Raw genomic sequence first — 20,858 nt, forward strand, 5'->3', positions numbered from 1 at the left:
CCGCTCCGTCACGACCGTCGCAATTAATGCGGCCTGACCCTAGCCTCCGGAGCCGGAAAGCGCCGCCATCGCGACGGCGACGGCCCCGAGCGGGCCGGCCTTGTCCCCCAACGTCGCGACATCGACGATCGCATCGATGTCGCCGGGCACGTCGGGCAGATAACTGCCCAGCGAGGCGACCGCCGCCCGCCGCGACCGCGCGACCAGCCACGGTCGCGCACACGCGATGCCACCGCCCAGCGCGATTCGCTCGGGTGATACCGCCAGGATCAGCGCGGCCAGCAGCTCGCCCAGATCATGGGCCACCCCGTCCCACATCGGATGATCGTCGGGCACCATTTCACCGCGCATGCCGCCACGCGCGGCAAGCGCGGGACCGGAGATCAACCCCTCGATACAATCGCCATGGAACGCGCAGGCGCCGGGGAAACGATCGCCCGCCATGCGCCGCGCCTTCAGATGGCCGAACTCGGGGTGCATCCGCCCGTGGACCGGCGCGCCGTTGACGACCAGCCCCACCCCGATGCCGGTGCCCAGCGTGATATAGGCATTGCACGACGTCCCCGCCGCGCCGCCCCAGAGCGCCTCCGCCAGCGCGGCGGCGTTGACGTCGGTATCGAAGCCGGTCGGCACGTCCAGCAGCCGGCGATAGCGCCCGGCGATGTCGGTGCCGGCCCAGCCTGGTTTGGGCGTCGTCAGGACGAAGCCCCAGTCAGATCGCCCCCGATCGACCGCGATCGGCCCGAAGCTGGCGATGCCCAGCGCCGCCGGCACGCGTTCCCGCCGCCAGCCGTCGAACACGGCATCGACCGCGTCGAGGGTCGTCCCGGGATCGTCGGTCGGAATCCGGACACTTTCGAGGATCGCGTCCCCGTCCGCGCGCAGGGCGACGCATTTGGTGCCACCGAGTTCCAACCCGAAGACGTGAGGCGCGATCGTCATGGTTCAGCCTGCGCGCCCAAGGGCCATGGGTCGCACCGCGACCGGCGCGCATCCACCGGGCTGCGACATCATCGTGGACATTACGCTTTCCCTTCGCTTCACCCGGCTCCGCCGCCGCCGGCGGACGATATCCCCGTTGCCCCCGTCAGGCGACCGCGACGATCGCGTTAGGCACCCAGCCTTGCGCAATCCTGACCGGCAGCAACGCCGGGTCAGGCCCTGACGACCTGCGGACGCCCCGGTTCGACGGCGAAGCGCGCGGCTGTGCCGAGGATGCCACCCGGCGTGAACGCCTGGTCGATCACCCGCACATCCGAATGGACAACGCCGGGGCGCACGTCGAACGACAGATAGCCGCGCTGATCGTGGATCATCGCCATGTGCGGGTTCGACGCGGCGCGCGGATCGGCGCCGATGGGCAGGCCGTTGCCGCTGTTCGAACTGATCGAGGTCGCGTGGAATTCGGCTGCGACCGGCGCGCTTTCCAGATCGTCGCGGCGCGACGGCAGGTTGCCGACGAAGAACATGTGGCTGTCGCCGCCGGTGATGACGACATTCTTCAGCCCGCGATCGCGGATCATGCCGACCAGCCGCTCACGCGCGTCGGGGAAGCCGGTCCAATTGTCATAGCCGTTGGACGGCACCTTCTGGAGCGATCGGTCGAACGGCATGACTATGCCGCCGAGCGCGAGCAGGTTCCAGGCCCGCTCGCCGCCCAGCCCGTCGCCCAGCCAGCGTTCCTGCACGTCGCCGAGCATCGAATCGGGCGTATCGCGGCGATCGACGCAATTGCCGTCGCCCGGCTTCTCGCACAGCCGGATGCTGCGATAGCTGCGCTTGTCGAGCAGATGCACGCGCATCAGCCGACCATAGTCGAGCCGCCGGTACGCCAGCGGGGCGCCGCGGTGCGGAAACTGGGCGATCCGCACCGGCATATGTTCGTACCACGCCTGCATCGCGGCGGCGCGGCGCAGCAGGAACACCTCGGGCGGCGTCGTATTCTCGTCCAGGTCGGCCGCCCAGTTGTTCTCGACCTCATGGTCGTCGAACGACGACAGGAACGCGGCGGCGGCATGGGCCGCGCGCAGATCCGGATCAGCCTTGTACGTCGCATAGCGCCGTCGATAGTCGTCGAGGCTGTAGATCTCGTCGCCGACATGGCGGCGGACGATCGGCACCCGGCCGGTCGCTACCGCCGGCGCGGCCTTCCCCTCGTAGATATAGTCGCCATAGTGATAGACGAAGTCGAGATCGGCTTCGGCCGCGATATGGCGCCACGCGGTGAACAGGCCGCGCTCATAATGCTGGCAGCCCGCGACGGCGAAGCGCAGCCGGTCGGGCATCGCGCCGGCGGCGGGCGCGGTGCGGACCGTACCTACGTCGCTGCGCACGCCATCGACCTGAAAGCGATACCAGTAGCGGCGATGGCTGCGCAGCCCGGCAACCTCGACGTGGACCGAATGTGCCAGTTCGGGCCGGGCCAGCGCCTTCCCCGCCTTGACGATCCTGCGGAATCCTTCGTCCTCGGCGACTTCCCAGTCGACCGCCACGCCGGTGGCCGCCATGCCGCCGCCGGGTTCGAACGGCTGCGGCGCCAGGCGGGTCCACAGCACGAAGCCGTCGGGCGCCGGATCGCCAGAGGCGACGCCCAGCGAGAACGGGTCCGCGAGGAAGCGCTGCACCGCCAGCGCCGGCGTGACGGCGAGCGCGGCGAGCAGCGCGGCCTGCCCGCCCGCGGCGATCATCGTACGGCGATCGAAACCCATCGGCCCCCTCCTCGCTACTCCGTCAGCCGCGCCCTAGAAGCGCGCCCGGAACCCGAAGGTGCCGGTCCGCCCGTTCTGGACATAGATCGCGCTGTGCGAGCCAGTCCCCGCCGCCGCGGTGGACGGGTTGGAACTGCCGGGCACCATCACATTGTACGGCGAAGCGAGCAGGTTGTTGACCGTGAAATAGGTCTCGAGCTGCTTGGTCAGCTTGAGCCGGCCCGAAATGGTGAGGTCCGTGCGCGCCTGGAACCAGGTGGGCGTGTCCGAACGATATTTGTCGTCGTTCCACAGCAGGTTGGCGAACAGCCGCACGGGCCCCTTTTCGTAGATCAGGCCGAGCGACCCGATGTTATTGCCGACGCGCGGGATCTTCTGGTTTGGTTCGTTGTGCATGAACGCACCACGGATCGAGAAGCCATCGAACGGCCCCGGCAGCCAGGTGAAGCTGTGCTGCATCGCCACTTCGATGCCCTTGATCGTTATGATGTCGCGCTGTGCATAGGTGGCGAAGGAATAGCCGGCATAGGTCGGATCGGACGCGTACGGCGCGAGCGCCGCGATCGATGCCGCCTCGGTCGGCGAATATTCGCGCACCACCGTCAGGCCGTCGATCCGGTTGTAGTAGAAGCCGGCGTTGAGCATGCCCACGCCCTTGAGGTAGCGCGAGAAGCGTGCGGAGAAATTGTCCGAGAACGCCGGGGTGAGGCCCGGGTTCGGCACGGTCAGCAGCGGACCGCCGACCGAACTGCCGGACAGGTTCTCAATGGGCGACGTGCCCGTCGTATCGACACCGGGCCGCAGGATCGTGCGGCTGTAGCCAAGCTGGAGATCGCTGCGGCGGCCGAAGGTGAACTTGGCCGACGCGCTGGGGAACAGCGTGAAATAGGTGCCGCGCACCTGCGTCGGGCCGTTGGCGAACTGATAGTCGACGCAGGGGACGGTGGTGGCGATGCCGGTCGAGGCCGTGACAGCGCACGGCGCCGTCGCCCCGGCCGGCGTATGGGCCCGGACCTGCGCCGCCGGGCGCGACTGGAACACGTTGGCGGTGGTGGTGGTCCATTCGCCGCGGAGGCCCGCGCGCAGTTGGATGTCCGGCGTCACGTCGGCGGTCACCATGCCGTAGAGCGCCTTGATCTCTTCATCGACATCCGTGCTGCGATAGTTGGTGGTCGCATATTGGGCGGCCGTCGTCGTGCTGGTCCACTCCGCCGGGTTGCCGCGGTACATCTCGAGCAGGCGGGCGAGGTCCATCGCCGGGATGTACAGCGAACCCGACAGCGACCGGATCGAGAAATTGCTCTTGTTGGTGACCCCGCTGATGCCCGGATTGACCGCCTGGGTAATGAACTGCGCGGTGGTCAGCGGGCCGGTGTACTGATAATTGTAGATGGCGTCGTTGCCGAACAGATAGCTGGTATCGGTGATCTTCGCGCCGAACTTGAAGCTGATCGGGACATTGCCCCAGTCGACCGAGTAGCGGGCGTTGATACCGCCCGACTTGGCCGCGATCTTGGCATAGATGCCGTTGCTCACCACGATCGCCGGGCGACCGGTGAAGTTGTAGGATGCGGGATTCGACCAGTCGGGCCCGCTGATCTGGGTGATCGACCAGTCGACCAGCGCGAGATCGGGCGTCGCCTTCACGAATTCTGCGTTACCGGTCGAATTGAGCGTCGGGGCCGACTGGATCTGGCCGGCGCTGGGCGAATCGTAATAGGAGTCGCTCTTAGAATAGGCGAAATAGCCGTCGATATCCCAGTCGCCCGGCCGCCACTGGAAGTTGGCGGCATAGATGTTGCCGTTGTTGTATTTGTACTGATCGTTCGCGAGCGAGGTGATCGAGGTGGTCGTCGCCGGCAGGCGCCCGCGGAAGCCCGACAGCGCATCGGCGGCGGTCGCCGGCTGGCCGGCGAGGTTCAGCAGGCCGTTGGCGCCGGTCGAGGTGTCGGCCGAGACTGTCGTGATCTGATTGTGCAACTGGATGTTGCCGCGATAGCCCGTGCCGAGCAGCGAGAAGTTGAGCCGGTCGTTCGCCTTGAAATCGAGCACCAGCGAGCCCGTGCGACGGATCGTCCGCCGCGCGCCCGTCTGCCCCTGCATGCTGTAGAATTCGAGCGGATAGGGCGAGGCCGCCGCCTGCCGATAGTTCCGGTTCATCGTGATCTGTTCGCGCTCGATATACTGATCGTTGTAGCCGAGCGAGAACATGACGCCGAGGCGCCGGTTGAAGAAGCTGTTCGAATAGAACAAGGACGCATTGGGCAGGAACTTCTTGTTCCCCCAGCCGCCGGTATCGGGGCCGACGTTCTTGTAGTCGTCCCACATGTTCTGATGGGTGAACCCCTCGATCGAGACGACGAACAGCGACTTCTTGCGGTCATAGGCGCGCTTGGTGCGCAGGTCGATGATCCCGGCCGGCGCGTCGGCGTTCTGATCGGCGCCGGTGGTCTTGTAGGTCGTCACCGCCTCGATCGCCGACATCGACAGGGTTTCGTAGTTGAAGATGCGCGCGGCGGCGGCGGCGCTGGAATAGCCGGTGGCGGTCGCGGCGTTGGCCGAGACCACGTCCATCCCGTTCAGCTGCGTCCGCGTGAACTCCGCCGGCAGGCCGCGCAGATACGCATAGACCGAGGTGCCGTTGGAGCCGTCGACATCGACGCCGGGCATGTACTTCAGGAATTCGGCCGGATTGCCGCCGGCGATGTCGCCATAGGCTTCGGTGTGGAGCATGTCGGCGATCTGGAGCTCCTGGCGCTGCGACATCAGTTCGCGCGCGCCGGCGTCGCGGATACCGCTGACGACCACTTCGTTGCCGGCGGCCCGCCCGTCGCGGCCGCTGCGCTGCAGATTGAGATCGAGCGTGGCGGTCTCACCGGCGCGGATCACGATCTCCTGCGTCTGGGACAGATAGCCGACGAAGCTGGCCGTCACCCTGGCGGTTCCGGCGGGCAGGCTGGCGATGCGGAAGCTGCCGCCATCGCCGGCGGTGACGCTGCGCTTCTGCCCGTCGGCGGTCTCCACCTCGATCGCCGCGTCGCGCAGATAGGTGCCGGCGGCGGGATCGAACACCTGGCCCGACAGGCCGCCCTGCCCGTCGCGATCGATCGTCGGCGCGCCCGCGGCGGGCGACGCGGCGTTCTGCGCCCATGCGGGAACAGCCGCGGCAAACATCATCGACACGCCGGATACCGCGACGAGCAACCTGGTCTTCCTGCTCATTTCCATCCTCCCCATGGCGGGATCACTTCTGACTGTCGCGGCCGACTCGACGATTCTTGCGCGGCCGCACAGCTTTCCGCGCCCCTGATATCAATATCGCTAATGGCATTTTGCATGGACAGATTTTCCAGTCAACGCCATGTAATCTACTGAATTAAAATAGATGTAGGTCATGTCATAACGCGCTTTGCCGCGATCGACAAAGCGGTGCTCAATCAATACAATATCGATAATGTTACCAACAACCTCTCGCTCCGGCTTTGCCGTTTACGAAATTCTGTCGTTGACATCACCATCGCGCAACCCGTAAGTCCATATTATGGATCATGATCCACATATGACGGAGAGAATTTGGATGTCAAACGGATTCCGCCCGACCCCCGGCGCCGGGCTGTTTGCGCCCGCCCCCTCCGGCGCAGTCGCGCCCCATGCGGGGGAGGCGGCGTGATGCTGCGGATCGCTTCCGTCACAGCGACCGAGATGCGCTATCCGTTCTCGCGGATTTACGGCGAGGGCCGGGTTCCTGCCGGCCTGCTTTCGCCCGCCGCGCACTTCCAGCGGATCAAGCGCACCGGCCAGACAGCGACCCTGGTCGTCGTGACGGATACCGACGGCGTGACGGGCGTGGGCGAGTGTTTCGGGTTGCCGAGCCCCGGGCCCAGCCGCGCGATCATCGAGGAGATCATCGCGCCTGCGCTCGCGGGTGCCGAGGTCGCGTCGCCCGAGGAGGCGATGGACGAATTCTACCGCTTCTTCCTCGCGCTGGGGAACAGCCGGGGGCCGGCGATGGAGGCACTTGCCGGGCTGGATATCGCGCTGTGGGATCTCCTGTCGAAGCGCGCCGGGAAGCCGCTTGCCAAGATGCTGGGCGGGGGAGTCGCCCCGGTGCCGGTCTATGCCAGCCCGGTCCCGTTCCTCGCCGACCCCGCCGCCAGTGCCGCCAAGGCGCTGGCGTTCCTCGACCAGGGCTATGTCGCGGTGAAGCTGAAGATCGGACGCGGCGTGGCGACCGATCTGGCGCATGTCAGCGCTGTGCGCGACGCGCTGCCGCGGGATACGGCGCTGATGCTCGACGCCAACTGCGCCTATGATCGCGACGAGGCGCTGGCGCTGGTCGATGCGCTTGCCCCTCTCGACATCGCCTGGCTGGAGGAACCGGTGGAGCCGGAGGATTTCGAGGCACTGCGGCTGCTCTGCGAACGGGCACCGTTCGCGATCGGCGGCGGCGAGAACGACTTCACGCTGGGCGCGTTCGAGCGGCTGGTCGATCTGGGCGTGACCTATCTCCAGCCCAACGTCACCCGCGCCCTGGGGGTGACGGGCATGCGGCGGCTCGACGCGCTGGCGGAGCGCACGGGTGTGAAGGTGGCGCTGCACGGCGTCGGCACCAGCATCGGCGTCGCCACCGCGCTCCACTGCTGCGCCGGCTTGCCCAGGCTGACCCTGTTCGAGCGCAACCACCTCATCAACCCGATGCGCGACGACGTCGGCGTCGCCCTGACGGTCGGCAGCGACGGCACCATCCCGTGCCCGGTCGGCGACGGCCATGGCGGCACGCCGGATGCCGCCGCCGCCCGCGACGTGCTCGATCCCGCCGTCCAACGCGCGCTGGCGCCGGCGCCGATCGGGATGGTCGGATGAGCCTGCTCGCCAGTCCCGGCCCGGTCCTGGCCCACCCCCGGGCGTTCGCCCGATGAGGCCGGCCCTGGTGCTCGAGGCCGCCGATGCGCGCGTCCTGGTCGATCTCGCGATCGACGCCGCGACGGCGATGGGCGTGCCGCAGAATATCGCGGTGGTCGATGCCGGCGGCGCGCTGCTGGCCTTTCACCGGATGGACGGTGCGAAATCCTACACAGCCGATTTCGCGATCGCCAAGGCGCGCACCGCCGCCGGCCTGCGCACGGCCACCCGGGCGCTGGCCGAGGTCGCGCTGCCCGGCCAGCGGGGATATGGCCTCAACACCCTGTGCGGCGGCGACGTCGCGATCCTGGGCGGCGGCGTGCCGGTGACGGTGGCGGGGGCGGTCGTCGGCGCGATCGGCATCAGCTCAGGCTCGGTGCATCAGGACGCCGACGTCGCGGATCGCGCGGCGCAGGGGTTTCAGGCTTATACGCAACAGTCTCAAGCGACAGGATCGGTCTCATGACGCACGCAGAAACCCCGGCCGGCACGCCACCGGTCCGCAGGATGCCGATCAAGGTCTGGATCATCCTCGGCCTGCTGATGTCGCTGCTGGTGCTCAACTACTTCGACCGGCAGACGCTCTCGATCCTGAAGCCGGTGGTCAAGACCGCGCTCGATTTCGACGACGAAGCCTATTCGCTGCTCACCTTCGCTTTCATGCTGCCCTATATCGTGATGTACGTGGTCAGCGGCCGGATGATCGACCGGTTCGGCACGCGGATATCGATGACCGTCTTCGCGATCGGCTGGTCGGTCGCGAACATCGCGTCGGGCCTGTCGCACAGCTTCGGGCATCTCGCCGCCTCGCGCGCGCTCCTCGGCGCGGCCGAACCCGGCGTGTTCCCCGCCCTCCAGCGGGCGATCCTGACCTGGGTGCCGATCGAGCGCCGCACGCTGGCGATCAGCATCGTGCTGCCGGCGGGCAATCTCGGCGCTATCCTGGCGCCGCCGCTGGTCGCGCTGCTGGCGACGGCGTTCGACTGGCGGATGGCGTTCATCATCCCCGGCGCGATCGGCATCGCCGTCGCGATCATCTGGTGGTTCACCGACACGAAGAAGCCGGACGCCGAGCCTGTGCCCGAGCCGACAGCATCGGCCGCGATCCCGGAAGCCGCGGCGGTCGTCGAGGAATCGACCTCGGCCACCTCGCTGCTGAAGGATCGCCGCTTCCAAGCGATCATCGCGGTGCGGATGATCAGCGATCCGGTCTGGTATTTCTATCTGTTCTGGATCCCCGGCTATCTGCAGGAGCGCGTCGGCCTGTCGCTGGGCGAACTGGGCCTGGTCGGCGGTATCCCCTACATCACCGCGATGCTGATGTGCGTCGTGCTCGGCCGGACGGTCGATCGCTACCGGGCGCGCGGCTTTGATCCGATCCGGGTTCAGCTCTGGATCTTCGGTCTTACGGCCGCGCTGATGCCGCTCGGCGGGTTCATCACGATGACGTCGAGCGCCGCCGTTGCGCTGCTCATCATCACCATCGTGGTGACGATCTGCCAGATCTTCTTCGTCGGCTTCAATGTGCTGCTGGCCGGGCTGTTCCCGGTGAAGGTCAACGCATCGGCGGTGGGGATGCTGGGCGCGGTGGGCGCCAGCACCTCGCTGGTGCTCAACCTCGCGGCGGGCTCGATCCTGGCGCAGTTCGACTATGTCGCGATCTTTGCCGGGCTCGCGCTGCTGCATCCGATCTCGGCGGTGATCCTGATCGCGGTGATCGGGCGCGGCCGGGCGAAGCGCACGGTGGCCGCCGATGCCTGATCCGCGACCCTCGCAAGGAAAGGCCCAGACCATGTCCGTCCCCCAGCCCCTGGCCGGCCGCGTCGCGCTCGTCACCGGCGGCGGCAACGGCATCGGCGCCGCGATCGCCGGCACGCTCGCGGCACGCGGTGCGAACGTCGTCGTCAACGATATCGATGCCGACCGGGCCCATCGCAAGGCGGCGGAGATCGGCCCGCGCGCGATCGCCGCGCCCGGCGACGCCTCTTCCTCCGCTGACGTCTCGGCGGCCGTCGCGCTGGCGCTTTCGGCGTTCGGCAGGATCGACATCCTCGTCAACAACGCGGGAATGGACCAGGCGGTGTCGATCCTCGACCTGGAGGAAGCGAACTGGGACCGGCTGATCGCGGTCAACCTGAAGAGCGCCTTCCTGTTTTCCAAGGCGGTGCTGCCGGGCATGATCGAACGCGGCCACGGCCGCATCATCTGCACCTCGTCGGTGGTCGCGCATCGCGGCGCGATGAACGGCGGCATTCACTACGGAACGACCAAGGGCGGGATGCTCGGCTTCGCCCGCACCCTGGCGCGACAGATGGCGAAGACGGGTGTGACGGTGAACGCGATCGCGCCGGGCGTCGTCGATACCGATCTGATCCGCACCCACATGAAGCCGGAAGTGCGCGAGATGGTCGAGGCGGAAATTCCGCTCGGCCGGCTGGCCGATCCGGCGGAGATCGGCGGCGCGGTCGCCTTCCTCGCCTCCGACGACGCAAGCTATATCACCGGCGCGACGCTCGACGTGAACGGCGGCTTCTGGATCGGGTGATGGAGGGCGCCGACTATATCATCATCGGCGGCGGCAGCGCGGGCTGTGTGCTGGCGGGCAGACTGAGCGAGGATCTCGGCCGTATTGTCGTACTGATCGAAGCGGGCCGCGATCTGGAGCCGGGCCGTGAACCGGCCGGGTTCCTCGACATGTATCCCGGCATCGTCGCGTTCGATTCGGCGAACCACTGGCCGCACATCCGTGCACGGTCGCTGCCTGTGACCGGCAACGACCCCTCCTCCGCCCCCGCACCGAAACGTTACGACCAGCCCCGGATCATGGGCGGGGGATCGAGCATCAACGGCCAGGCCGCCAATCGCGGCACGCCCGCCGACTATGACGAATGGTCGGACAGGGGCGCGACCGGTTGGGACTGGAACTCCGTCCTCCCCTATTTCCGCAAGTTGGAACGCGACCTCGATTTCACCGGCCCGCTCCACGGCGCGGACGGGCCGATCCCGATCCATCGCATCCCGCGCGACCGCTGGCCCGAATTCACCCTGGCCGCCGAACGCGCGCTGCTGGCGAAGGGCTTCGCGGCGATCGCCGACCAGAATGGCGAGTTCGGCGACGGCGTGTTCCCGCTCGCCCTGTCCAACGACGGCCGCCACCGCGTATCGACCGCGCGCGGATATCTGACGGCGGAGGTGCGCCGCCGTCCCAACCTGCGCATCCTGTCCAGCACGGAGATTTCCGGGCTGGTCCACCGCGACGGCGCGGTGCGCGGCGTGCGGATCGGCACCGGCGACGGCGCCACCGAAATGCTGGCGCGCGAGACGATCCTGTGCGCCGGCGCGCTGCAATCGCCGGCGATCCTGATGCGCGCGGGGATCGGCGCGGCCCCCCGCCTCCATGCGCTGGGGATCGGGATCGTCGCCGACCGGCCCGGCGTCGGACAGAATCTGCAGGAACATCCCGGCATCTCGCTGTCGGCGTTCCTTCGGCCCCATGCGCGGATCGGCGGGCGGACCCGCCGGCACAGCCACATCGGCCTGCGCTATTCGTCGGGGCTCGCGGGATGCGAGACGGGCGACATGTTCGCGATGGTCGCGGCCAAATCCGCCTGGCACCCGCTGGGCGACCGCATCGGCACGCTCCTGTTCTGGATCAACAAGCCCTATTCGACCGGGCACGTCGATATCGAGGACGCTTCCCCGGCGCGCGGTCCAGTCGCCAACTTCAACTGGTTCTCCGACCCCCGCGATCTCGATCGCCTGGTCGATTCCGCGGTGACGATGGCGGCGGTCGCGGCCTCGCCTGAACTCGCTCCCCATGTCGTGACACCGTCGCCGTCGAGCTACAGCGGCTGGGCGAAGCTGCTGGGGCGGCGCAGCCTGGCCAATTATCTGATGACCGCTCCGGTCGCGGCGGTACTCGACCTGATCCCCGCGCTGCAGCCGGCGTTCGTAAAGGCGTTCATTGCCGGCGGCCGCACGCTCGACGGCTGGGTGCGGGATCGCGGCGCGATCGAGGCGTTCGTGCGCGGCGGCGTGTTCGGGCAATGGCACCCGTCGGGAACCTGCCGCATGGGCGCCGCATCCGATCGCTACGCCGTCACCGCGCCGGAGGACGGGCGGGTCCATGGGGTGGCCGGGCTGCGCGTCGTCGATGCGTCGGTGATGCCGACCATCCCGCGCGCCAACCTGAACCTGCCGGTCATCATGATCGCCGAGCGGATGGCCGACGCCATCCGACGGACGGACGCAAGTTGACGCTTCCCGCGCCGGCCGGTCGCGAACAGAAAATGATTGACGCTGCGGCCGATGGCCGGAACGACGGGCCATGAGGTGGAATCGTCCGCCCGTCCGACCGGTGCGAACATGAGTGATCCCGACGAAAAGCTTACCGGCGGCGCCAATGCGGTCCGCCGCAGCCTGGCCGTGCTGCGCGCGGTCGGCCAGGCGGGGACGGACGTCACCGTCGCCGAACTCGCCGCGCGGCTCGACCTCAAGAAGCCGACCGTGCACCGGCTGGTGTCGGCGCTGATCGAGGAGGAGTTCCTACAGGCCGAATCCTCGCCCCAGCGGCTGCGGCTGGGGCCGGTGTTCCTAGAGCTTGCGCATTCGGTGTGGAAGGATTTCGACATCCGCGGCGCGGCGGCGCCCGAACTCGAACGACTGGCTGCGGCGACCGGCTTTTCCGCCCGTCTGCTGACGAGCAGCGGCGACCGGATGGTCTGCGTCGAGGCGGCCCATCCGGGCGAGCGCGTCCGCGCGCTCGACGTCGGCTCGATGGAGCCGTTGCGCGGATCGGCCGCCGGGCGCGCTATCTCCGCCTTCTCGTCCGACGGCCCGGCGGACCCCGACCCTGAGGAAGCGCTGACCAAGGCACGCTATTATGCGATCGACGACGACGATCCGCAGTCGCCGTGGCGATCGGTCGCCGCCCCGGTGTTCGATGAGCGGCGGGAGCCGACCGCCGCGCTGGTGGTAACCGGCCCCGCCCACCTGCTCACCCGCGAACGGCTCCACGGCTTCGCACCGCACCTGCTGGAGGCCGCGCGCAAGACGTCGCGCGCGGCGGGCGGCTATCCCTTCGCCATCTCTCCCGACGAGCCGGGCACCGCCGGCCGCGCCGCCGCCGTCAGCCCGCTCACCCGCACGACCAATCTGATCGGCGATTCCCCGGTCTGGGTGGGCGACGACGACACGCTCTACTGGATCGACATCCTGGCGCCCGCGATCCTGCGGCTGGACGCCGGCGGGGCGACGCGATCGCTCGCGATGCCGGACGTGATCGGCGCGCTGGTTCCCGGTCTCGACGGACGGCTGACCGCCGCTTTTTCCGACAGCATCGCCGTGTTCGATCCGTCGACCGATACGCTGGGCGATCGCATGCGCGTCGACGGCGTGCATTTCGGTTACCGGTTCAACGACGGCGCGATCGACCGTCGCGGCCGACTGTGGCTGGGTTGCGCCGATCCCTCGCGCGAGGGCGCGCACGGCCGGCTGCTCCAGGTCGATCCCGACGGCGCGGTCCGCGCCGAGCTGTCCGGCCTCGGCCTGCCCAACGGCCTGGTATGGTCCGCCGCCGGCGACCGCGTGTACCTGATCGATTCGGCGATGCGCCAGTTGCGGGCCTATGGATATGACGAGCGGCACGGCCGGTTCGGCGACTTCGACGTGCTCCATCAGTTTCCCGCCGGAGGCCCCCGCCCGGCGGGGCTGGCGATGTCGCCGGACGGAAATCTCTGGACGGCGATCTGGGACGGATGGGAGCTTGTCGAACTCGCCCCCGACGGCGCGGTGCTCGATCGTGTCGGGCTGCCCGTGCCGCGCCCGTCCGGCCTGCGCTTCAGCCGCGATGGTGCGCGTCTGATCGTGACCACCGCATCGGTCCGGCTGAGCCCCGGGCAGTTGCAGCGGGCGCCGCTATCGGGAAGCGTGCTGAGCTGTCGGCTGTAGCGCCGTCAACGCTCGCTCGACGCGCGGATCACCAGTTCGGGGGCGATACGTTCGGTAACCACCCCCGTCTCGCCGATGCCCTGAATGCGGTCCAGCAGGCGGCGCGTCGCCCGCCGCGCCACCTCCTCGAACGGCAGCAGCAGGGTCGAGAGCGGCGGTTCCATGAAGCGCGTGAACGGGTGGTTGCCCCAACCCATCACCATCACGTCGTCCGGCACCCGCAACTGGCGCTCACGCAACGCCCGGTACAGGCCAAGCGCGTAATAATCGTCGCCCACCACGAACGCGTCCGGGCGGCGGCCGCGATCGAGCAAGTCGCTCGCGACGCGATAGGCGTCGTCGGCGTGCCAGGACTGCGAGACACGGAAGGATCGCGCCGGCGGCACGAGCGCGAGATTCTGCCGCGCGTCGAACGGCAGCCCCGCCCGCTCGAGCGACTGGCGAAACCCCTCGATCCGCAACCGAATCGTCGAGAAGGGCATGTCCTCATCGACCAGCACGACATCACGCGCACCGCGGGCCAGCACGGCATCGGTAGTCAGGCGGATACCGGCGGCATTGTCGTTCGAGAAGAAGTCGACCCCTAGGTCCGGCATCTCGCGACTGACCAGCACCAGCGGAATACCCGCCTTGATGACCGGCGCCCATGCCGCCGATCGTTCCTGCACCGGCGCGGCGATCACGCCGTCGAGGCCGGATCGGAGCGCCCGGTCGATCGCGTCGCGCTCGCGATCCGCCGATTCGTAGGAGAGCAGCAACAGCACGGTGTAGCCGGCGTGCTGCGCCTGAAGTTCGACCTCGCTGACCAGATCGGCGAAGAACGGGTTGGAAATGTTGCTGACGATCACGCCGATCGTCCGGCGTGATCCCAGCACCAGCGAACGGGCGTGGACATTGGGCACATAGCCGAGCCGTTCGGCCTCTGCCTTGATGCGCGCGCGGGTGGCGGCATTCACCCCAGATTTGTCGTTCAGCGCACGGGAGATCGTGTTGGCTGTCAACCCCAGTGCTGTCGCTACATCCTGCAATGTGGGCGGACGACGTCCCGCCATTTCATCCGCCATCTACTACGCCCCCTGTCCAAGCGACCAGATGTAGCGCGGGACGCGCCACCGGCCAACCGGGCGCAGAACCGGCGGGCAATCACATTATCGTTATTATTTTTTGCGCACCCCCTTCAAAGTCCTCCGTCATTTTTATAGCAAAATATCCATTTAATCAGTTATATAACACCGTTATTGACCGCGCCGCAGGGCTGTGTCACAAGCCATTATCGATATTCAATTGGTCGAGCCAACTCCCTTGGGCAAGGTATCGACATGCGAACCTCAGGAACCCTTGTGTCAATATCAGAACCCGCATCGTCGATCGCCATCCCGAGCCAGACCGTGACGGTCGTCGGCAGTTACGATGTAATCGTGTGCGGCGGCGGGCCGGCGGGGCTGATCGCAGCGGTCGCCGCCGCGCGCGGCGGGGCGCGGACGCTGCTGATCGAGCGTTATGGCTTCGTCGGCGGCATGTCGACGGCCGCGCTGGTCACGCCGATCAGCGAGTTCCGCCACTTCGGCAAGCAGCATATCGGCGGCATCCCGTTCGAACTGCTGCGCAAGGCGGCCGAACTCGGCGGCGCCAACATCACCCTCGAAAGCGGCAACTTCCCGGTCAACGACGAGATATTGAAGCTCGCCGCGCAACGCCTGCTGCTCGAAAGCGGCGTGACCCTGCTCTACCATAGCTGGTTCTCGGATTGCGTGATGGACGGCGAGCGTGTCAGCCACGTCATCGTCCAGAACAAGACCGGCCGGGTCGCGTACGAAGGCCGGGTGTTCATCGACTGTACCGGGGACGCCGATCTGGTCCGCGCAGCGGGCCTGCCCACCACCAAGGGCGACGTGCTGCAGCCGGCGACACTGTGGTTCCAGCTCGGCGGCGTCGATACCGACGCGCTCGACTATCTGTTCCGCGATGCGGTGGACGGGATGCTGCCGGTATCCGACGCGATTCGCGGGCGATTGATGGAACTCAACGCGGCGGGCGAGATTCCGATCTTCGGCGGGCCGTGGATCAACAAGTTCTTCCATGACGGCATGGTCAGCATCAACGTGCTGCGCGAGGCGACCGACGCCAGCGATCCCGAACGCTTTACTCGCACCGAATGCAGCCTGCGCGAGAATCTGCAACTCATCATCGAGGTTCTGCGCCGCGAATTCCCCGAATTCCGCGACTGCTGGCTCGCCAAATCCGGTATCCAGACCGGGGTGCGCGAATCCTATCACATCGTCGGCCTCTACGAGCTGCAACGCGACGACATCCTGACGCCCAAGGCCTTCCCGGACACGATCGCAAAGGGTGCGCACGTTATCGACATCCACGCCAGCGACAGCAACGAACAGAACGGCCTCGTCATCCCGCGCCAGGAATACAACATCCCGTTCCGCTGCCTCGTCCCGCAGGGCAGCGTCAATCTGGTCACCGCCGGACGCTGCCTCAGCGCCGACGGCCCGGGCTTCGGATCGGTTCGCGTGATGGCGACCTGCATGGCGATGGGCGAGGGCGCGGGCACCGCGGCCGCGCTGGCGGTCGCCCACGGCTATTCCATGTCCGACATGAACTTCGCGCAACTGCGGGAAACGCTGATCGAACAAGGCGCGGTGGTCGATTTCGACAATGTCGTCGATCCCAAGGCCCCGATCGAACTGACCGTCTATCCCGGCGTCCGCGCGGCCTGAGCCGCGCACGCCCCTGCCCCGCCCGCGCGAAACTGTTCCGATATCGCCGGCCGGGCTGAGCGCGGCTTCACGCGGGTAGCGTCCTGTCATTCCCCGGTCGATCGGGCTATCCTCCCGAAATCAGGGGGATGTGCGTGGAAACATCGACGGGGACAGCCCGGGTGAAGCCTGTCCATGCGTTGCGCGTGCCCCTGTTCGGGCGGGCGCGGACGGCATCGAGATCGCCATTTCCAGCCGCCGGGCGCGGGCGATGCTGGCGATGCTGTGCCTTGCGCCGGGCGAGCCGCTCGAACGTGGCCATGTCAGCAGGCTGTTGTGGCCCGGCCGGTTCCAGCCGCAAGCGCGCGCGCGCCTGCGACGGTGCCTGCTCCGCCTCGACAGGCTGCTGACCCCGATCGCGGGTCGCGTGCTGGATGTGACGCGCGATCGCATCGCGATCGACCCGGCGGCGATCGGGAGTGACCTCGCCGATCTGGAAATCGCGCTTGCCGGCGTCCACGTCGCCGAAGCCCTGCGCCTGCTAGCCGATATCGGCGACCGCTCGCTTCTCGACGGGATGGAGGCGGGACACGTCTTTCACAACTGGCTGCCCGCCCGGCGCGAGCAGGTAGAGCGACGACTGACATCCGGGACAGAACGCGCGCTGGCAGCGCTTGGAGACAGCGGCGACGCACAGGATCATGCGCGGCTCGCCGACGCCTGGCGATCCTGCGGCAGGGGAGCCCTGTCGGCCCGCGGCCCCCGCCCGCGCCTCGCCATCCTGCCGTTCGAACAGCATGACGCGATCGGCGAACCGTTCTTCCTCGCGGATGGCGTGGTCGATGAATTGAGCTTCCGGCTGGGCGGCATCGGCGCGCCGGCGCTCGTCGGCCGGACGTCCGTCGTCAATGTGGTCGGCGGCGGGCGGACACTGCCTGAAATCGGCGCGGCGCTGGGCGTCTCGCACCTGATCGAGGGCGAGGTGCATCGCTTCGTCAACGGCATCCGCGTCAGCGTCAGCGTCAGGCTGATTGACGCGCGCTCGGACACGGAAATCTGGTCCGATCGCTACGACGGCACGATCGCCGACGCGATGAGTTCGCGCCACGTGATCGGCAGCCACCTCCTGGCCGGGCTGTGCACCGCCTTGGGCATCGAGGCGCCACCCGTTCCCCGGCGCCGGATGACCACCGATCGCGGCGCCTATGCGCTCTATCTCCAGGGTCGGGCGCTGACGATGCGGACGATCGGCGACGACGTGATCGCCAAGGCGATCGACCGGCTGGAACGGGCGTTGCGGATAGATCCCGATTTCGCGGAATGCTGGGCCGCCCTCGCCGAGGCGCACCTCTATTCGGCCACCTTCACGCCCGCGGCGGGCAGCCCCGCCGCCGCATCGTGTTGGTCGCCCTCCAGCGGACGTTGAGCAGCGATTTTGTTCGTTTGCCGAACAAAATATTTGACTCGTGATTTCATACTTGCATAATCAGACCGACAACGATCGGGGAGAGGGTTATGCGACGCTATGCAAGCGCGATCGCCGTTGCGTGGGCGCTGTGTTCCAGCGGCACCGCGCAGGGCAGCACGCAGGTTCGGAATGATAGCCAACAGAGCCAGCCAGCCGCGCCCGAAGGCGCGCTGGAAGAGGTCGTGGTGACCGCGCAGAAGCGTGCGCAGGGCCTCGCCGAGGTGCCGATCTCGATCTCTGTCGTGACTGCCGACCAGCTTTCGCGCGCCGGCGTCAACCGGGTCGAGGACCTGTTCAACATCGCGCCGTCGCTGTCTTTCTCTCCGGCGCAATCGTCGTCAGGTGCGGGCCTGCGCATCCGCGGCGTCGGCAGCGCGGCCTTCGGTTCGGCGACCGAGCCCAGCGTCTCGACGATCGTCGACGGCATGGTTTCGGGTCCCGGCGGTTCGGCGCTGGTCGACCTGTTCGACGTCGAACGTGTCGAGGTGCTGCGCGGGCCGCAGGGCACATTGTTCGGTAAGAACAGCTCCGCCGGCGCAGTCAACATCGTCAGCCGTGCGCCCACCGACACCTTCCAGGTCAATTCGACACTGCGCTACGCGGGCCGGCTCCACGAAATGCGGGCAGAGGCCGGCGTCAGCGGCCCCATCAGCGACACGATGCGCATCCGCATCGCGGGCTTCAAGCTCGCGCAGGGGCGCGGCCAGATCTATAACCCGGTCAAGCGCAACGACGAGAACAAGCGCGAACGCGGCGGCATCCGCCTGCGCACCGACTGGAAGAGCGGCGGCACCACGATCGACGCGATCCTCCAGTATGAGGAACAGGACAATGCCTGTTGCCGCACGTCCTTCTACGGACTGGAGCCCCGCGCCTATGGCACGCTGACGCGGCTCTACCTGTTGCCGCGCCAGGCCGCCAACGGCGTCGTGCCCGGCCCGAACAACCGGCTGTCGATCGCCGACGGCCCGCTGCGCGAGCAGACCAAGACGTTCCAGGCGACGCTGAACGTCGCGCAGGAAGTGGGCGACGGCTATCTGCTGCGCTCGATCAGCGGCTATCGGCGCTGGAAGGAACTCGACACGATCGACGTCGACGGCGTCGATGTGAACATCGGCAACGATCCCCGCCAGCAGCGCGACCTGAAGGTCTACAGCCAGGAACTACAGCTGGTGTCGCCCGATGATCGCGCGTTCCGCTGGGTGCTCGGCGCCTATTATTATCACCACACGCTCGACACGAACACGATCACTGCGGGCGGCGGCGGCACCGTGCTCGGCCAGTCATCGACCACCGGGATCGGTCACACCACCACGTCGAACTATGCGCTGTTCGCCGACGGGACGCTGCGGGTCGCGCCGCAATGGGAAGTCTTCGCCGGCGTCCGCGGCCTTCACGAAACGCTGGCGGTCGATGCCTATCGCAGCGGCAATTACTTCGCTTTCACGCCCGGCACCTTCCAGGGCTCGATCTCGACCGACGACACCAACTGGGTCGGGCGTGCCGGCATCCGGTTCGCGCCGTCGCGCAGCAACAGCCTCTATCTGTCGGTGTCGCGCGGCTACAAGGGCAAGGCGATCGACAACAACACCGGCAACGTGTTCTTCACCCAACCGGCGCGCGCGGTGCTCGATCCGGAAACCGTCACCTCGTTCGAACTGGGTGCGCGTACCAGCTGGTTCGACCGGCGCCTGACGATCAACGCCACGGCCTTCTATTCGAAGTTCCGCGACTATCAGGCGTCGTCGTTCGACAACGTCACCTCGTCGCAGATTTTGCGCAACGCGGGCAAGCTGCGCAGCCAGGGCGTCGAGGTCGATTTCGCAGCGGCGCCGTGGCGGGGCATGCACCTGTCGGGCGGGCTCGCCTATGTCGATGCGATCTTCGAGGAATATCTGGGCGCGCCCTGCACCTCGGTGCAGACGGCGACGGCGACCTGTCCGGTCGGCGGGCAGAATCTGTCGGGCCAGCCGCTCAGCAACAATCCGCGCTGGCAGTACAACCTGCGCGCGCAACAGAACGTCACGCTGGCGTCGGGCATAGAACTGTACGGCCGCGCCGACTATGCGTGGCGCGACGACGTGATCTACGGCGGGGACCTGAACCCCGCGACGCGCCAGGCGGCGTGGGGCATCGCCGGTTTCCGCATCGGCGCGGTGATCGCCGACGGCAAGGTCGATATCTCGGGCTTCGTCGAGAACGCCTTCGACAAGAGCTATGCGCTGCGCATCTACGATTCGCCGGGATTCACCGGCTCCTACTCCGCCTTCTTCGGGCCGGCGCGCACCTATGGCGTCGAGCTGAGGACGCGGCTGTGAGCGGCGGGATGGACCGGCGCGGCTTCTGCGCCGCGGCCGCCGGGATGATCGCGGCCGGTCCGGCGACGGCCGCCGTGCTGGCGGGGGCCGAGCGCCCCTGCCGCATCCGCCACTATGTGCTGGCGACGCACGACCTGAATTTCGTGTGCGACCAGCTCTATGAATTCCTCGGCATGGCGGCACTGCCCAAGCCGCCGGGGCCGGGCGTTACCGAGGCCTATGGCTTCTACAGCACGATGATGAAGATCGGCTCGACGATGCTCGAGATCGTCCAGCCGATCAAGCCCGATCATCACCTGAACAAATGGTTCGACGAACGCGGCGGCGACGGCGGCTACATGGTCGTGATGCAGGCGTTCGACGACGCCGCGCTGGTCGCCCGCGCCAAGGGCGAGGGGCTGACGCTGACCCGCGACATGATGTTCAAGGGCCAGCACATGATGCAGTTCGACTATCGCCGCTTCGGCACGCATTTCGAGCTGTACCGCTATTCGCCCGAGGAGGACTGGTGGGGCGATCCCAATGGCCGTCCCTATCCGCCGTCGCGCGTCGCCAGCGAGATGCTGGGATGCGACGTCGCGGTCGAGAACCCGGGCGAGATCGCCGATCAGATCGCCCGCCTGTTCCTGGGCACGCGCGAAGACGGCAACCGCGTGCGGTTCGACAACCGCAGCGTCACCTTCGTCCCGGTCAAGGGCAAGGCGCGCGGCCTGACCGCGATCGACATCAAGGCGCGGCAGGACAACCGGGTCGGCGACTGGGCACGCATCGGCGGCGTCCAGTTCCGGCTGGTGTGAGGGGGAGA

Annotated in this window: 14 protein-coding genes; 10 read left to right on the plus strand and 4 right to left on the minus strand. The window is 67.7% G+C overall.

Annotated elements, in window-relative coordinates; translation table 11 throughout:
• Positions 1–39: 39 nt before the first annotated feature.
• From VYI76_RS01750 to VYI76_RS01760, 3 genes are all read right to left on the minus strand, one after another.
• Complete coding sequence (locus tag VYI76_RS01750; protein WP_326523050.1) at positions 40–942, minus strand: ROK family protein; 903 nt, start codon at positions 940–942, stop codon at positions 40–42.
• Between the two features lie 212 nt (positions 943–1,154).
• Positions 1,155–2,708 (minus strand): alkaline phosphatase D family protein, encoded by a 1,554-nt coding sequence (locus VYI76_RS01755; RefSeq protein ID WP_326523051.1) that lies wholly within the window; start codon positions 2,706–2,708, stop codon positions 1,155–1,157.
• Positions 2,709–2,741: 33 nt separating this feature from the next.
• Positions 2,742–5,930, minus strand: coding sequence for a TonB-dependent receptor (locus VYI76_RS01760; protein WP_326523052.1), 3,189 nt, complete (start codon positions 5,928–5,930; stop codon positions 2,742–2,744).
• A gap of 447 nt (positions 5,931–6,377) precedes the next feature.
• Here VYI76_RS01760 and VYI76_RS01765 point away from each other — a divergent pair, with 447 nt between their 5' ends.
• The 6 genes from VYI76_RS01765 to VYI76_RS01790 all read left to right on the plus strand — a co-directional run bounded on the left by VYI76_RS01765 (position 6,378) and on the right by VYI76_RS01790 (position 13,559).
• Positions 6,378–7,571 carry a mandelate racemase/muconate lactonizing enzyme family protein gene (locus VYI76_RS01765; RefSeq protein WP_326523053.1) on the plus strand — a complete coding sequence of 398 codons (1,194 nt, stop codon included), beginning with the start codon at positions 6,378–6,380 and terminating at the stop codon, positions 7,569–7,571.
• A gap of 52 nt (positions 7,572–7,623) precedes the next feature.
• Positions 7,624–8,076, plus strand: a complete 453-nt coding sequence (locus VYI76_RS01770; RefSeq protein WP_326523054.1) for a GlcG/HbpS family heme-binding protein — start codon at positions 7,624–7,626, stop codon at positions 8,074–8,076.
• Positions 8,073–9,371, plus strand: a complete 1,299-nt coding sequence (locus tag VYI76_RS01775) for an MFS transporter (protein ID WP_326523055.1) — start codon at positions 8,073–8,075, stop codon at positions 9,369–9,371. The genes VYI76_RS01770 and VYI76_RS01775 overlap by 4 nt, the downstream gene beginning before the upstream one ends.
• A 31-nt stretch (positions 9,372–9,402) precedes the next feature.
• Positions 9,403–10,155, plus strand: coding sequence for an SDR family NAD(P)-dependent oxidoreductase (locus VYI76_RS01780; RefSeq protein ID WP_326523056.1), 753 nt, complete (start codon positions 9,403–9,405; stop codon positions 10,153–10,155).
• Positions 10,155–11,867, plus strand: coding sequence for a GMC family oxidoreductase (locus tag VYI76_RS01785; RefSeq protein ID WP_326523057.1), 1,713 nt, complete (start codon positions 10,155–10,157; stop codon positions 11,865–11,867). Before VYI76_RS01780 ends, VYI76_RS01785 begins: the two co-directional genes overlap by 1 nt.
• Before the next feature lie 108 nt (positions 11,868–11,975).
• Positions 11,976–13,559 (plus strand): SMP-30/gluconolactonase/LRE family protein, encoded by a 1,584-nt coding sequence (locus tag VYI76_RS01790; protein WP_326523058.1) that lies wholly within the window; start codon positions 11,976–11,978, stop codon positions 13,557–13,559.
• A 5-nt stretch (positions 13,560–13,564) separates the two neighbouring features.
• Here VYI76_RS01790 and VYI76_RS01795 read toward each other — a convergent pair whose 3' ends face one another.
• A complete protein-coding gene (locus VYI76_RS01795) occupies positions 13,565–14,611 on the minus strand; it encodes a LacI family DNA-binding transcriptional regulator (RefSeq protein ID WP_326523059.1) in 1,047 nt (348 codons plus the stop codon).
• A 288-nt stretch (positions 14,612–14,899) separates the two neighbouring features.
• Between VYI76_RS01795 and VYI76_RS01800 the strand changes: the two genes are divergently transcribed.
• From VYI76_RS01800 to VYI76_RS01815, 4 genes are all read left to right on the plus strand, one after another.
• Complete coding sequence (locus VYI76_RS01800; RefSeq protein WP_326523060.1) at positions 14,900–16,288, plus strand: FAD-dependent oxidoreductase; 1,389 nt, start codon at positions 14,900–14,902, stop codon at positions 16,286–16,288.
• Positions 16,289–16,538: 250 nt separating this feature from the next.
• Positions 16,539–17,693 carry a hypothetical protein gene (locus VYI76_RS01805; protein WP_326523061.1) on the plus strand — a complete coding sequence of 385 codons (1,155 nt, stop codon included), beginning with the start codon at positions 16,539–16,541 and terminating at the stop codon, positions 17,691–17,693.
• Positions 17,694–17,782: 89 nt separating this feature from the next.
• Positions 17,783–20,053 (plus strand): TonB-dependent receptor, encoded by a 2,271-nt coding sequence (locus tag VYI76_RS01810; protein ID WP_326523062.1) that lies wholly within the window; start codon positions 17,783–17,785, stop codon positions 20,051–20,053.
• Complete coding sequence (locus VYI76_RS01815; protein WP_326523063.1) at positions 20,050–20,850, plus strand: hypothetical protein; 801 nt, start codon at positions 20,050–20,052, stop codon at positions 20,848–20,850. Before VYI76_RS01810 ends, VYI76_RS01815 begins: the two co-directional genes overlap by 4 nt.
• The last annotated feature ends 8 nt before the right edge of the window (positions 20,851–20,858 follow it).

The sequence above is a fragment of the Sphingomonas sp. genome (assembly GCF_035910975.1).
GTDB lineage: Bacteria > Pseudomonadota > Alphaproteobacteria > Sphingomonadales > Sphingomonadaceae > Sphingomonas.

Bases quoted from the DNA above. Each gene is read 5' to 3' on its own strand.
- VYI76_RS01750 (WP_326523050.1), bottom strand. From the start codon at position 942: ATGACGATCGCGCCTCACGTCTTCGGGTTGGAACTCGGTGGCACCAAA.
- VYI76_RS01755 (WP_326523051.1), bottom strand. From the start codon at position 2,708: ATGGGTTTCGATCGCCGTACGATGATCGCCGCGGGCGGGCAGGCCGCG.
- VYI76_RS01760 (WP_326523052.1), bottom strand. From the start codon at position 5,930: ATGAGCAGGAAGACCAGGTTGCTCGTCGCGGTATCCGGCGTGTCGATG.
- VYI76_RS01765 (WP_326523053.1), top strand. From the start codon at position 6,378: ATGCTGCGGATCGCTTCCGTCACAGCGACCGAGATGCGCTATCCGTTC.
- VYI76_RS01770 (WP_326523054.1), top strand. From the start codon at position 7,624: ATGAGGCCGGCCCTGGTGCTCGAGGCCGCCGATGCGCGCGTCCTGGTC.
- VYI76_RS01775 (WP_326523055.1), top strand. From the start codon at position 8,073: ATGACGCACGCAGAAACCCCGGCCGGCACGCCACCGGTCCGCAGGATG.
- VYI76_RS01780 (WP_326523056.1), top strand. From the start codon at position 9,403: ATGTCCGTCCCCCAGCCCCTGGCCGGCCGCGTCGCGCTCGTCACCGGC.
- VYI76_RS01785 (WP_326523057.1), top strand. From the start codon at position 10,155: ATGGAGGGCGCCGACTATATCATCATCGGCGGCGGCAGCGCGGGCTGT.
- VYI76_RS01790 (WP_326523058.1), top strand. From the start codon at position 11,976: ATGAGTGATCCCGACGAAAAGCTTACCGGCGGCGCCAATGCGGTCCGC.
- VYI76_RS01795 (WP_326523059.1), bottom strand. From the start codon at position 14,611: ATGGCGGGACGTCGTCCGCCCACATTGCAGGATGTAGCGACAGCACTG.
- VYI76_RS01805 (WP_326523061.1), top strand. From the start codon at position 16,539: ATGCTGGCGATGCTGTGCCTTGCGCCGGGCGAGCCGCTCGAACGTGGC.
- VYI76_RS01810 (WP_326523062.1), top strand. From the start codon at position 17,783: ATGCGACGCTATGCAAGCGCGATCGCCGTTGCGTGGGCGCTGTGTTCC.